This window comes from Embleya scabrispora (assembly GCF_002024165.1).
Lineage (GTDB): Bacteria > Actinomycetota > Actinomycetes > Streptomycetales > Streptomycetaceae > Embleya > Embleya scabrispora_A.
In genome coordinates, this window is record NZ_MWQN01000001.1 from 3,457,031 (window position 1) to 3,470,442 (window position 13,412).

The following is a 13,412-nucleotide window of genomic DNA, read 5'->3' on the forward strand; positions in this document are numbered from 1 at the left end:
TCCGCACCGACCCGCAACGCCTCACCATGCCGCCGGCCCCCGCGCATGCAGTCGGCGACTCATCTCACCGACGGTCAGCGCCAGTTCGGTACCGAGGTCGATCGCCTGCGGGTGATCGTGGTGTTCGCGCATCCACCAACACATGACCTGCACGATAGGCCCGGCGGACTCCGGATGTCCGATGATCGCGGTGCGCGCGCACAACGGCCGGGCCGGACCGTCCCGGCCGATGTGGAACCAGTAGCCGTTTCGGAAGCCGAGCACGGGGTGGCCCAACGCGTCCGGCAGCACGACGTCGTACGGCGGATGCGGTTCGGATCGGACCTCCAACGGGTACACGAGATGCCCTCCAGGGGGACGTCGAGGGCTCGCCGGTCCCCCTCCGGAAGAGCGGAAAAACGGGAGTTACGGAATGCTCGCGGCGTTCCATGGAAAACGACGTTCCATCCGGAGCAACCGGGACACCGTCGCATTCTTCCGTCCGGCTAGCCCGATCGGCCGATCGCCACGCCTGGTTCACCCGTACGGGCGCACGGCGGATCGCGACGGGCGCGTGAGTCGGCGCGTGATCCGGGGTCGACCCGGAAACCGAGAGCCACCCCGTCCGCAAACCGAGCCACCGGTCCGCAAACCGAGCCACCCGCCCGGAGACCGAGCCACCCCGCCCGCAAACCGAAACGTGCCGCTCGAAGGGCTGACAACGACCCGATGGGCGAGAAAGAATCCCCTACACCTCGACCGGTCCCCGTCCGGCGAACGCAGGGAGGCTCCACTGTGCTGAGCACGATGCAGGACGTGCCGCTGACGATCGCTCGCATCATGCGACACGGCACCACGGTGCACGGCGGCTCGAAGGTGGTGACCTGGACCGGCGGCACACCGCGCCGGACCACCTACGCCGAGATCGGCCGACGATCCGCGCAACTGGCGCACGCCCTGCGCGAACTCGGCGTCACCGGCGACGAGCGGGTCGCCACGTTCCTGTGGAACAACCAGGAGCACCTGGAGTGCTACCTGGCGATCCCGTCGATGGGCGCGGTGCTGCACACGCTCAACCTGCGGCTGCCCCCCGAGCAGCTGGTCTACATCGCGAACCACGCCGACGACCGGGTCCTGGTCCTGGACGGCTCACTGGCCGCGCTCGCCGCCCCGCTGCTGCCCATGCTGAGCACCGTCGAACACGTGGTGGTCACCGGCGCGGACACCGACCTGGCCCCGCTCGCCGACTGCGGCAAGCAGGTGCACCGCTACGACGACCTGCTCGCGGGCCGGCCGACCGAGTTCGACTGGGCGGAGGACATCGACGAGCGCCAGGGCGCCGCGATGTGCTACACCTCCGGCACCACCGGCAACCCCAAGGGCGTCGTCTACAGCCACCGGTCGACCTACCTGCACAGCATGCAGGTGTGCGCGATGGAGGGCTTCGGCCTGGGCTCCGGCGACCTGCTGCTGCCGGTCGTACCGATGTTCCACGTCAACGCGTGGGGCCTGCCGTACGCGGCGATGTTGTGCGGCGCGTCGATCCTGATGCCGGACCGGTTCCTCCAGCCGGAGCCACTGGCCACGATGATCGCCGCCGAGAAGCCGACGTTCGCCGCCGCGGTGCCGACCATCTGGACCGGGTTGCTCGACTACCTCGACGTACACAAGACCGACGTGTCCTCGCTGAAGGAGGTCGTGGTCGGCGGTTCGGCCTGCCCGCCCGGCCTGATGCACGCGTTCGAGGAGCGGCACGGGGTGCGGATCATCCACGCGTGGGGGATGACCGAGACCTCGCCGCTGGGCTCGGTGGCCCGCCCGCCGGCCGGGACGACCGGCGACGAGGCGTTCTCGTACCGGATCTCGCAGGGCCGCCTGCCCGCGTCCGTGCAGGCCCGCCTGGTCGGCCCGGACGGCACCGACATGCCGTTCGACGGCGAGGCGGTGGGCGAACTGCTGGTGCGCGGACCGTGGATCGCGGGCGCGTACATCGGCGACGAGGGCTCGGCGGACGCCAGTGGCGGCGGCCGGTTCAAGGACGGCTGGCTGTACACCGGCGACGTCGGCACGATCACCGCCGACGGCTTCTTGCGGCTGACCGACCGGGCCAAGGACGTGATCAAGTCGGGCGGCGAGTGGATCTCGTCGGTCGAGTTGGAGAACACGCTGATGGGCCACGAGGACGTGGTCGAGGCGGCCGTGGTGGGCGTGCCCGACGACAAGTGGGGCGAACGCCCGCTGGCGACGGTGGTGTTGCGCGAGGGCGCGGAGACCACCGTCGAACAGTTGCGCGACTACCTCGCGGGGCAGGTGGCCCGCTGGCAGGTGCCCGAGCGGTGGAGCCTGATCGCCTCCGTACCGAAGACGAGCGTCGGCAAGTTCGACAAGAAGGTGATCCGCCGGCAGTACGCGGAGGGCGCGTTGGAGGTCAGCGAGGTCGACCGCGGCTGAGCCGGGCATCCGTCGGCCGGGCCCACCCGGGCCCGGCCGACGGCCCGGTGGTGCTCAGAACACCCCGACCGGCGCGTCCACCGCGTTGCGGTCGATGGTCAGGGTCCGACCGCCGTAGGTCTCGGTGACGTTGCCGCTGTACTGGTGCACCCGGCTGCCGTGCCAGTACCCGTCGGGCAGCGCGCCGTCGCCGCTGGTCACCGGCTTGTCGTCCCAGCGGGCGTACCAGATCGCGTCCGGGATCGAGCGGTTGCCGACGGCCTTGACGAGGTCGGCGACCCCGGAGTCCAGGCTGCTGTAGTAGCCGGCCACGAAGCCGTGCTCGCGGACCCGGTCGGACCACGCCGAGACGAAGTCGAGCACCGCTGTGCGGCACGCGGCGTCGGTGTTGTCGTACGCCTCCATGTCGAACCAGACCGCGCTCCCCGGCCGGAACCCGAGCGCGGTGCTGCGGTCCACCATGTCGTCGGCCTCCGCGACGCCCTGCTCCGCGGCCCGTGCCGGGTCGACCCGGTGCGGCTTGCGCGTTTGCGAACACGGCGCTTGCAGGCCGACCTGGATGGGCAGGAAGTCCCAGCCCTGGCGGTGCACGGCGGTGACCCAGTCGCGGGTCAGCCGGGTGCTCTTGCAGGCCCGGTTGTCGCCCGCGACATAGATGCCGACCACCTTGTACGGCGACTCGCGCCAGGCCTGCATGGTCTCCACGGTGGGTGTCTCGCAGGTGTCGAAGCCCGGACCGGAGACGAAGAAGGACCTCCCCGACCGTGTCGCGGCACCCTCGGCGAGCCCGGCGGGCAGCAGGCCGAGCACGGCGATGAGCAACACGGTCGAGGCGATCCGACGAGTGAGCAGAGGACGCACGAGACCTCCTGGCATGGCGGGAAGGGGCTCCCACCACGCTGGGCATGACCGGCGGCGAAACCGACGGACCGCCCGGGCGACACGCCGAAGCGTCACCCGGGCGGCCCAGTGGGCGCCGCGGTGGGCGTCGGCCGGCCGCTACTCCACGCCCAGCACCAGTCCCGACGTCGGCACCCCGGTGCCCGCCGTCACCAGCACGTTGTGCACGTTCTCGACCTGGTTGACCGAAGTGCCCCGGATCTGCCGCACCCCCTCGGCGATGCCGTTCATCCCGTGCAGGTACGCCTCGCCCAACTGCCCGCCGTGCGTGTTCGTCGGCAGCTTGCCGCCCAGTTCCAGGCCGCCGTTCGCGACGAACGCCGGCGCCTCGCCGCGCCCGCAGAAGCCGAACTCCTCCAACTGCATCAGCACGAACGGGGTGAAGTGGTCGTAGAGCACCGCGGTCTGGATGTCGTCGGGGGTGAGCCCGGACGTCTGCCACAGCTGCTTGGCGACCACGCCCATCTCGGCCAGGCCGGTCATCCCGTCCCGGTAGAAGCTGGTCATCTGGTCCTGGAGGCGGCCCGCGCCCTGCGCCGCCGCGTTGATGATCGCGGGCTTTTGCTTCAGGTCCCTGGCCCGCTCGGCGCTCACCACCACGATCGCCTGCGCGCCGTCGGTCTCCTGGCAGCAGTCGAGCAGGCGCATCGGCTCGACGATCCACCGCGAGTTTTGGTGGTCTTCCAGGGTGATCGGCTTGCCGTGGAAGTACGCCTTCGGGTTGTTCGCCGCGTGCTTGCGGTCGGCCACCGCGACGTGGCCGAACGCCTCGGTGGTCGCGCCGTAGACGTGCAGGTAGCGCTGCGCGAACATGGCCACCCACGAGGCCGGGGTGAGCAGGCCGTGCGGCATGTTCCAGCCCAGGCCCACGCCCTCGACGGTGGGGTCGCGCTGGAGCACGCCGGAGCCGAAGCGGCGGCCGGAGCGCTCGTTGAACGCGCGGTAGCAGACCACCACGTCGGCGACGCCCGTGGCGACCGCCATCGCGGCCTGGGCGACGGTGGCGCAGGCCGCGCCGCCGCCGTAGTGGATGCGGCTGAAGAAGGTCAGGTCGCCGATCCCGGCCGCGGCGGCGACCGCGATCTCGGGGTTGGTGTCCATGGTGAAGCTGACCAGGCCGTCCACCTCGGACGGGGCGATCCCGGCGTCGGCGAGCGCGGCGCCCACCGCCTCGACGGCCAGGCGCAGTTCGCTGCGGCCGGACTCCTTGGAGAACTCGGTCGCGCCGATCCCGGCGATGGCGGCCTTGCCGCGCAGGTTGTCGGCGTGCTTGAGGCTCACGCGTCGGCTCCTTCCGGCAGCTTCACCGTGACCGTGCCGGTGACGTGGTTGCCGAGCTTGTTGGCGCCGACGACCGCGATCTCCACGAGCGGGGTGCCGTCCTCGGCGGTGGGCTTGGCGGTCACCGTGCCGGTCAGGGTCATGGTGTCGCCGGGGTAGTTCGGGGCGCCGAGCCGGATCGCGACCTTGCGCAACTCGGTCTCGGGACCTCCCCAGTCGGTGATGTAGCGCCCGACCAAGCCGTTGCTGGTCAGGATGTTCATGAAGATGTCCGGCGAGCCCTTGTCCGCGGCCAACTGCGGATCGTGGTGCACGTCCTGGAAGTCGCGGGTGGCCAGGGCCGTGGCCACGATCAGCGTGCGGGTCAACGGGATGACCAGCGGCGGCAGTTCGTCGCCGACGGACACCTCCGCGTGGGTCAGGCTCGCCGGGTTCGCGGTGGTCATCGGTTGCCTCCCTGGGCGGGCACGCGGGCGAGCAGGTCGCCGAGCGCGGCGAGGTGCTGGATGCCGCTGCCCAGGGTCACGTCGATCTGACGGCCCCACAGGAAGTGGCGGTGGATCGGATGGTCGATGTCGGAGCCGGTGCCGCCGTGCAGATGCTGGCACGCGTGCACCACCCGCTTGCCGGCCTCGGAGGCGTACCAGCGGGCCACCAGCGCCTGCTCCGTGGCCGCCTCGCCGCGGTCCATGCGCCACGCTGCCTCCAGCGTGGTGACCCGGATGGCCTCGGTGTCCATGTACGCCTCGGCGGCGCGCAACATCACGCCCTGCTTGGTGGCCAGCGGCTTGCCGAACTGCTCGCGGGTGTTCACGTGTTCGACCGTGCGGGCCAGGCCGCGCTCGCACACGCCCACCTGCTGCGCGGCCAGCGCGACCCGTGCGCGGTCGACGATCCAGGCGGCGATCTCCGCGCCCGCCTCGGCGGTACCGAGCAGCGCGGCCGGCGCGTCGGCAAGCGTCAGGTTGCCCGACGCCCACGGCGCGGTGGTCGGCGCGGCCTCGATCGCCACGCCCGCCGCGTCGGCGTCCACCGTGAACACCGCGAGCGCGCCGTCCAGCGACGCGGTGACCAGGACCCGGTGGGCCACGGTCAACCACGGCACGGCCCGCTTCGCCCCGTCGAGCCGAAAACCCGCCCCCTCGCGCCGGGCCGTCGTCCTCGGCACCGCCGGCAGCGCGGCGCCGACCTCGGCGAGCGCGCCGGCCACGATCCGCGAACCGTCCAGCAGGCCGGGCAACTCGCTCTCGACCGCCGCCGGCGTACCGAACCGGAGCAGTGGCAGCAGCCCGTAGACCACCGTGTCCAACAGCGGGATCTGCGCGGTGAACCGGCCCTGCTGCTCCACCAGCAGCGCGAGCCCGACCAGGCCCAGGTCGCCGCCGCCGTGCTCCTCCGGGATCAGCGCGCCGACCAGGCCCGCCTCGGCGACCCGGCCCCACAGTTCGGCGTCCAGGTCCGCGCCGGACTGGGCGAGCTTCTTCAGTCGCTCGTCGGTGGACTGGTCGGCGAAGATGCGCTCGGCCAGCGAGACCAGGTCCCGCTGGTCCTCGGTGAGGTTGAAGTCCATCAGTTCTCCCCGACCACTCGGAACGCGGGCACGGTCAACTCGGCGTCGTGGGTCACGAACTCGACCTGCACCCGCTGTCCGATCCGCACCTCGTCGTGCGCCACGCCCAGCACGTTGCCGAGCATCCGGACACCCTCGTCGAGTTCGATCAGGCCGACCGCGTAGGGCATGTCGAACGCCGGGAACTTCGGGTAGTGCATGGTGACATGCGAGTAGACGACGCCCGCGCCGGCCGATTCGACGCTCTCCCACTCCAGCGACGCGCAGTGGTTGCAGCCGGGCGCGAACGGGAAGCGCGGGGTGGCGCAGGCCGTGCACTTCTGAAAGAGCAGCTTTCCCTCGGCCACGCCGTCCCAGTAGGCCCGGTTGTCCTTGTTGACCACCTTGCGCGGGCGCAGCGCGCGCTCCGCGGGCGCGGCCTTCGGCTTCTTCCGGTGCGGCGTGTAGCGCAGGATCCGGAAGCGGTGCGTGCCGACCAGCTCGCGGCCGGCCTCGCCCGCGACGTAGATGTTGACCAGTGTGGTGATGAAGTGGCCGACGCCGAGGCCCGTGGTCTTCTCCTCGGACACCGTCTCGATCAGCTGGTCGTACTGCACCACCTCGCCCAGCCGCAGCGGCCGGATGTACTCCTGCTCGCAGTTGGTCGCCACGACCGAGCCGAAGCCGTTGTCGGTGAAGTGTTTGTACAACTCGCCGGTGACCGTGTTGACCGTCAGGCCCGCGTCCATCCCGCGCATGATCCACACCTGGAGCATGGTCGCGGGCGCGACCACCTCGCCGAAGTGGGTCGCCGCGGCGGCCTCGGGATCGGTGTAGACCGGGTTCTTGTCGCCCATGGCCTCGGCCCAGTGCCGGATCATCGGCCCGTTGACCGGATCGAGCGCGAGCACGCCCGACTGGTCGTGCACACCCTCGTACTTCTTGACGACCGCGAGGAAGGCGGCCTTGTCCCGGCTGGTGGTGTCCGTCATGTCGTCCTTCACCGCTTCACTCGCGTCATGCCAAGGCGGACCATGGCGACGATCTCCCGCTGGACCTCGCTGACGCCGCCGCCGAAGGTGTTGATCTGGGCGCGGCGGTTCATCGCCTCCAGGAGTCCGTCACCGAACGCGCCGGGCGACCTCGGTCGCAGCGTCGCGTCGGGGCCGACGATCTCCATCAGGTTGCGATACACCTCGATGGCACCTTCGGTGCCGAAGAACTTCACGCCCGACGCGTCACCCGGGTTGAGCGTGTTGTTGCCGACGTCGTGCACCAGGCGCCAGCTGAACATGCGTACGGCGGACAGGCGCGCGTAGGTCTCGGCCAGCTTGAGCCGCACCCACGGCTGGTCGATCACCTTGACGCCGGGTTCCACCTCGGTCTCGCGCGCCCACGCCAGCACCTCGGCGAAGAAGTCCTCGGCCTGCATGCCGAGCGCGGCGAGCGCGACCCGCTCGTGGTTGAGCTGGTTGGTGAGCAGCTTCCAGCCCGAGTTCTCCTCGAACACCAGGTTGTCGTAGGGCACCCGGATGTCGTCGTAGTACGTCGCCGTGGTGGTCATCCCGCCGACGGTGACGATCGGGGTCCAGGAGAAGCCCGGGTCGGTGGTCGGCACCAGGATCATCGTGATGCCCTTGTGCTTGGGGGCGTCCACGTCGGTACGGCAGGCGAGCCAGATCCAGTCCGCGCCCTGGGCGGTCGAGGTGAAGATCTTCTGCCCGTTGATCACCCACTCGTCGCCGTCGCGCACCGCACGGGTGCGCAGCGAGGCCAGGTCGGTGCCGGCCGAGGGCTCGCTGTAGCCGATCGCGAAGATGATCTCGCCGGCCAGGATGCGCGGCAGGTAGTAGCTCTTCTGCGCCTCGGTGCCGAACTTCATCAGGGTCGGGCCGACGGTGTTGAGGGTGACCATCGACACGGGCGCGCCGGCGCGATATGCCTCGTCGAAGAAGATGAACTGCATCTCCGGGCCCTTGCCCTGCCCGCCGTACTCGGTCGGCCACCCGATGCCGAGCCAGCCGTCGGAGCCCAGTCGTCGGCGCACCCGCCGGGTGGTCGGACCGCCTGCCTCGCCCTCGCGGTCGAGGTCCGCGCGGACGTCGGGGGTGATCAGCCGGGTGAAATAGTCCCGCAGCTCTGCCCGCAGAGCGTCCTGCGCCGGGGTCGGGGCGAGATGCACGTCACTGCTCCTTCACGTGCGTGGATCGCGTGGTCGCGACGCGGGTCGACGCCCGCCGGGCACGGAAGGGTCGCGGTCGGGTCTGCCCCGCGCTGCACATCGATACGGACCGGGAACGCGTGTCGCCCGGCACGTCGAATCTCTCCGACTCGGGATCGCTTGTCAATATCAAGCATTTTTTCGGTGTCGGCCGACGCACGGAAAACGGGTGGTTCGGGCCAGGTCGGGGCCGCCACACTTGCGCGCATGGACATACCCCACCGGCAGATCCGCGCGCTCTGGAACGAGGACACGATCACCGTGTACCAGGCGTACAAGCCGCAGATCGCCGACGCGGCCGTCCGGGACGGGCGATTTCCGGACACCTGGAGCCGGGAGCGGATGACCTGGGTCAAGCCCAGCTTCACCTGGATGATGTACCGCTGCGGGTGGGCCACCAAGCCGCGCCAGGAGCGGGTGCTCGCCCTGGAGATCGACCGCGCGGGTTTCGAGGCGGCGCTCGCGGGGGCGTGCCTGAGCCACTACGAGCCCGACACCTACCCCGACCGCGACGCCTGGGGCCGGCGGCTGCACGCGACCACGGTGCGGATCCAGTGGGATCCCGAACGCGACCTGGACCTGCGGCCGTTGGCACATCGTTCACTGCAACTCGGCCTGGCCGGGTGGGCGACGCGCGCCTACGCCGACGAGTGGACACGCCGGATCACCGACGTGACCGCGCTCGCACATCGGGTGCACGACCTGGTCCGCGCCGGTGATCACGACGCCGCTCGGGCGTTGGTGCCGGTGGAGACGGCGTATCCGCTGCCGGCGGAACTGGTGCCGGTGATCGGGGCCTCGCCGGTGGGCTGAGGATGCCGCGTCACCGGCCTTGCCCGGAGCGGGGCGGCGGCCGGCTCAGTGCACGGTCAGCCCGCCGTCGATGCTGACGATCTGGCCGGTCATGAAGCTGCCCGCGTCGGATGCGAGCAGCAGGGCCAGGCCGGTCATCTCCTCCGGCGCGGCGATCCGGTTCAGCGGGGCCGCGCCCCGCATCCGGGCCATCGTCTCCGGGCCGGTCTTGCGGACCATGTCGGTCTCCACCGCGCCGGGGGCCATCGCGTTGACCCGGATGCCGTGCTCGGCCAACTCGCCCGCCATGGTGCGGGTGAACGCGACGAGCCCGGCCTTGCCCGCGGCGTACAGACCCTTGCCCTCGGCACGGGTGAACACGGCCGCGCTGACCACGTTGACCACCGAGCCGCGCCCGGAGGCGATCAGGTGCGGCAGCGCGTACTGGACCAGGAACACCGGTCCGCGCAGGTTGACCGAGAACGACTTGTCCCACGCCTGCGGGGTGATCGCGCCCAGCGGCTGGGCCAGTTCGTTGGCCGCGTTGTTGACCACGATGTCGATGCCGCCGAAGTGCGCGACGGTCGTGTCCACCAGCACGGCCAACTGCTCCAGTTCCCCGCAGTGCGTGGCCACCGCGAGCGCCCGGCCGCCGGCGTCGGTGATCTCCTTCGCCACCGCCTCGCAGGCGTCCGCCTTGCGGCTGGCGATCACCACCGAGGCGCCCGCCGCGGCATAGGCGTGCGCGATGGCCCGCCCGATCCCCCGACTGCCCCCCGTGACGATCGCCACCCGACCGCTCAGGTCGAACATCGCGTTCGCGTCCCGTACTTCGTTCGTGTCGCCGCTCATCGGCCACCCGTCCCGTCCGCCACCTCGGTGGCTCGTCCTCCGTGCGTGCCCGTCGATGCGACACGTGTGTGCAGATTTGTATTGCACAGTCAACTACTTCGGGGCAAGGTGTCGGGCGAATCGACGACCTGCGGAAGGCACGTACATGACGGGGCTGATCGACGCACGACGCACCTGGGAACTCGCCGAGAAACGACTGGCCGAGGAGAGCGATCCGCGCCGCCGCGCGATCCTGACCACGCTGGTCGCGCACATGCACGCCGAACACGAAGGCGATCTCGACGCGCTGATGGCGACCGTCGCGCCGAACGCGTGTTATCACCAGTGGGGCGCGTCACCGGTGGACAGGGCCCCCAAGTCCTATGCCGAGGTCCGCGAGTTCTATCGTGCCGTGGTCGAGAACGACTGCGGCCGACTCGCCCACCACATCGACCGGTTGACGGTGGATCGGGACACCGTGGTCACCGAGGGGATCCTGCGGATCGCCTACCCGGGCCGGGTCCTGGTCGGGATGGGTCGATCGGTGCCGGACGTCGACGCGTTCTACCTGTACGAGACCCGAATGGCGATCGTGTGGGGCTTCGACGAGCAGGCGCTCGTGGTGTGCGAGGACAGCTACTCCACCGGCGACGGGTTCGCCGACATGCGCCGACTCGGGCCGGAGGAGGTGCCCGCGCGGATGGGCGTCTGACGGCGTGTCACCGGGGCGGCGCCGGCTCCCCGGCCCACCATGGGACCCCCGCGGGCCGACCCCGGCGGGTTGCGGTAGCGCTGCGGTCCTGTCGTTTGTCCACAGGAGTCGCACGGCATCCCCCACATATTTCCACAGCCTGTGGATAACTTATGCACAGTCGCAATCCCGATCTGTCGGCGGCCCGGCGGCGGCCGGACCGCCGATCGACGCCCGCGGGCCCGGGCCGAATGGCTGAAAGGCCGTTCGAGCGCCCCTTGTCGGGGCACCCCTCCCTTCTCGGACCGTGTTTTTCCAGGGAGGCCGGATTTGCCCGCCAGTCATGTCGCACCCCGGTCGCGCTCGGGCGTGCTGCGGACGAAGCCCGTGGACGCCATCCTCGCGGAGAGCGGCGGCGGCGAGGGGGAGGGCGGTCTGCGGCGCTCCATGGGGCTGCTCGAACTGACCTTCTTCAGCGTCGGCGCGACGCTGGGCACCGGGATCTTCGTGATCCTGGCCGAGGCGGTGCCCAAGGCCGGCCCGGCGGTGGTGATCTCGTTCGTACTCGCCGCGGTCACCGCGCTGTTCTCGGCGCTGTCCTACGCCGAACTGGCCGGGACCATCCCGGTGTCCGGCTCGTCCTACTCCTACGCGTACGCCACGCTCGGCGAGGGCATCGCGTGGGTGTGCGGGTGGTGCCTGCTCCTGGAGTACGGCGTGTCCATCTCCGCCGTCGCGGTCGGCTGGGGGCAGTACGTCAACGAACTGCTCGACTCCGCCTTCGGGGTGAGCCTGCCCGACGTGATCAGCCAACCCCCCGGCGACGGCGGCACGTTCAACGTGCCCGCGGTCGTCGTCGTGCTGCTCGCGGTGGTCCTGCTGGTGCGCGGGGTGTCGGAGAGCGCCGTGGCCAACACGATCATGGTCTTCATCAAGCTGATCACCCTCGTGTTCTTCTGCGCCATCGCGTTCACCGCGTTCAAGCACGGCAACCTGACCCCGTTCGCGCCGCTGGGCGCGGCCGGGATCAGCGCCGGCGCGTCACAGGTGTTCTTCTCCTACATCGGCTTCGACGCCGCCTCCACGGCCGGCGAGGAGGCCAAGAACCCGCGCCGCGACCTGCCGCTCGCGATCCTGATCTCGCTCGGCATCGTCACCATCGTCTATGTCGCGGTCGCCCTCGCCGCGCTCGGCGCCATGCCGTGGGACCAATTCAAGGGCAGCGAGGCGACACTCGCGCAGATCGTCACCGACGTCACGGGCGGCTCGTGGGCGTCGACCATCCTGTCCGCCGGAGCGATCATCTCGATCGCCAGCGTCGTGCTCACCGTGCTCTACGGGCAGACCCGGATCCTGTTCGCGATGGCCCGCGACGGCCTGATCCCGCCGATCTTCGCCAAGGTCAACAGCCGTACGCAGAGCCCGGTGGCCAACACGCTGATCACCGGCGCGTGGGTGGCCCTGCTGGCCGCCCTGGTCCCGCTCGGCCGGCTCACCGAAGCCACCAGCATCGGCACCCTGTTCGCCTTCACCCTGGTCAACATCGGAGTGATCGTGCTCCGCCGCACCCGTCCCGACCTGCCGCGCGGCTTCACCTCGCCGTTCTTCCCGATCACCCCCCTGCTGGGCGTGGGCTTTTGCATCTACCTGATGGCCCGGCTCTCCGGGACCACCTGGCAGGTCTTCCTGGTCTGGATGGCGGCCGGCGTGGCGATCTACTTCCTGTACGGCTACCGCCACTCGCGCTGGCGCGCCGAAGCCGGCGCCGAGGCGGACCGGTGAGCGCGGACATGCGGATCGTGGTGGGCTGCCGGCCCGAACCGCGCGGGCAGGACGCGCTCGCGCTGGGCGCGCTGCTCGCCCGCCAGGCGGGTGCCCGCGTCGTGCTCGCGCACGTCCGCCCGCCCGCCCAGCCCGGCGCCGGGGTCGGCGCGGTGGACGCGGAGTGGCGCGCGTTCCTGCGCGAGGAGACCGATCGACTGCTCGACGACGCGGAGCGGCAACTGCGGGAGCGGGACCCGGACCTGCCGGTGGAGCGCGCGATCGGCGACAACCGGGGCAGCGGCCGCGGACTGGCCCGGATCGCCGAGGAGCACGGCGCCGCGCTCGTGGTGATCGGTCCGGCGCCGGGCGGCCGGATCGGCCGGGTCGCGCTCGGCAGCACCGCGGACCAACTCCTGCACGGCTCACCGGTGCCGGTGGTGCTGGCGCCGCGCGGCTTCGCCGAACACCCGCCGCCGCGCGTCGCCCGCTGCACGATCGCCTACCAGCGCGCCCTGCAGTCGGCCCAAGTGGCGGCCTGCGGCGTCGCGTTCGCCCGTCTCCTGGATGCCGACGCGCGGCTGCTCACGCTGGTGTTGCGACCGGTCCGGCTCTACTCGGGCAAGCAGCACCAGACGGCCGAGCAGCAGGTGTTGCGCGCCGTGCGCGAGCAGGCCCGGCAGGACCTCGCGGCGGCGATCGCCGACCTCGACGGGGCGGTCGACGGCGAAACGGTCGAGGGCGACGACGTACGTGCCGCGCTCGACGCCGTCACCTGGGCCGACGACCTGCTGATCTGCGCCTCCGGCACGGTCGGCCCGGTCAGGCGGGTGTTCGTCGGCGACGTTTCGCACAAGATCGTCCGCAACGCCCGCACCCCGGTCATGGTCCTCCCGCGCGGCGTCCGGGCCGACGCCTGGAAGGCACCCGCCCCGTCCGCGCCCTGACCTCCGGCG

Annotated in this window: 13 protein-coding genes; 5 read left to right on the top strand and 8 right to left on the bottom strand. The window is 71.0% G+C overall.

Annotated elements, in window-relative coordinates:
* Positions 1-21: 21 nt before the first annotated feature.
* Entirely contained in the window at positions 22-330 is a 309-nt protein-coding gene (locus B4N89_RS15360) for a hypothetical protein (RefSeq protein WP_161500726.1), read from the bottom strand.
* 444 nt (positions 331-774) lie between these two features.
* Here B4N89_RS15360 and B4N89_RS15365 point away from each other — a divergent pair, with 444 nt between their 5' ends.
* Positions 775-2,430: a long-chain fatty acid--CoA ligase gene (locus B4N89_RS15365; protein ID WP_078976402.1), complete on the top strand. Its 1,656-nt coding sequence runs from the start codon at positions 775-777 to the stop codon at positions 2,428-2,430.
* Positions 2,431-2,484: 54 nt separating this feature from the next.
* Here the strand turns inward: B4N89_RS15365 and B4N89_RS15370 are convergent, their stop codons facing one another.
* The 6 genes from B4N89_RS15370 to B4N89_RS15395 form a co-directional block, all read right to left on the bottom strand.
* On the bottom strand, positions 2,485-3,291 hold the full coding sequence (locus B4N89_RS15370; RefSeq protein WP_161500727.1) for a DUF1906 domain-containing protein: 807 nt from the start codon (positions 3,289-3,291) through the stop codon (positions 2,485-2,487).
* Positions 3,292-3,429: 138 nt separating this feature from the next.
* On the bottom strand, positions 3,430-4,611 hold the full coding sequence (locus tag B4N89_RS15375) for a lipid-transfer protein (RefSeq protein ID WP_078976404.1): 1,182 nt from the start codon (positions 4,609-4,611) through the stop codon (positions 3,430-3,432).
* On the bottom strand, positions 4,608-5,057 hold the full coding sequence (locus B4N89_RS15380; RefSeq protein ID WP_078976405.1) for a MaoC family dehydratase: 450 nt from the start codon (positions 5,055-5,057) through the stop codon (positions 4,608-4,610). Before B4N89_RS15380 ends, B4N89_RS15375 begins: the two co-directional genes overlap by 4 nt.
* Entirely contained in the window at positions 5,054-6,181 is a 1,128-nt protein-coding gene (locus B4N89_RS15385) for an acyl-CoA dehydrogenase family protein (RefSeq protein WP_078976406.1), read from the bottom strand. Before B4N89_RS15385 ends, B4N89_RS15380 begins: the two co-directional genes overlap by 4 nt.
* Positions 6,181-7,152, bottom strand: a complete 972-nt coding sequence (locus B4N89_RS15390) for a bifunctional MaoC family dehydratase N-terminal/OB-fold nucleic acid binding domain-containing protein (protein WP_235618629.1) — start codon at positions 7,150-7,152, stop codon at positions 6,181-6,183. The genes B4N89_RS15385 and B4N89_RS15390 overlap by 1 nt, the downstream gene beginning before the upstream one ends.
* Positions 7,153-7,160: 8 nt before the next feature.
* Entirely contained in the window at positions 7,161-8,342 is a 1,182-nt protein-coding gene (locus B4N89_RS15395; protein WP_078976408.1) for an acyl-CoA dehydrogenase family protein, read from the bottom strand.
* 246 nt (positions 8,343-8,588) lie between these two features.
* Between B4N89_RS15395 and B4N89_RS15400 the strand changes: the two genes are divergently transcribed.
* Positions 8,589-9,194 carry a DUF4291 domain-containing protein gene (locus B4N89_RS15400; RefSeq protein ID WP_078976409.1) on the top strand — a complete coding sequence of 202 codons (606 nt, stop codon included), beginning with the start codon at positions 8,589-8,591 and terminating at the stop codon, positions 9,192-9,194.
* Positions 9,195-9,239: 45 nt separating this feature from the next.
* On the opposite strand, the gene B4N89_RS15405 is transcribed toward B4N89_RS15400, so the two are convergent.
* The gene (locus B4N89_RS15405; RefSeq protein WP_078976410.1) at positions 9,240-10,025 is read right to left on the bottom strand and encodes an SDR family NAD(P)-dependent oxidoreductase; all 786 of its coding nucleotides are present in this window, start codon (positions 10,023-10,025) and stop codon (positions 9,240-9,242) included.
* A 145-nt stretch (positions 10,026-10,170) separates the two neighbouring features.
* On the opposite strand from B4N89_RS15405, the gene B4N89_RS15410 reads away from it, so the two are divergent.
* The 3 genes from B4N89_RS15410 (at position 10,171) to B4N89_RS15420 (ending at position 13,403) form a co-directional block, all read left to right on the top strand.
* Complete coding sequence (locus B4N89_RS15410; RefSeq protein WP_161500728.1) at positions 10,171-10,716, top strand: nuclear transport factor 2 family protein; 546 nt, start codon at positions 10,171-10,173, stop codon at positions 10,714-10,716.
* A 309-nt stretch (positions 10,717-11,025) separates the two neighbouring features.
* Positions 11,026-12,477, top strand: a complete 1,452-nt coding sequence (locus B4N89_RS15415; RefSeq protein ID WP_078976412.1) for an amino acid permease — start codon at positions 11,026-11,028, stop codon at positions 12,475-12,477.
* Positions 12,474-13,403: a universal stress protein gene (locus B4N89_RS15420; RefSeq protein ID WP_078976413.1), complete on the top strand. Its 930-nt coding sequence runs from the start codon at positions 12,474-12,476 to the stop codon at positions 13,401-13,403. Before B4N89_RS15415 ends, B4N89_RS15420 begins: the two co-directional genes overlap by 4 nt.
* Positions 13,404-13,412 lie beyond the last annotated feature (9 nt).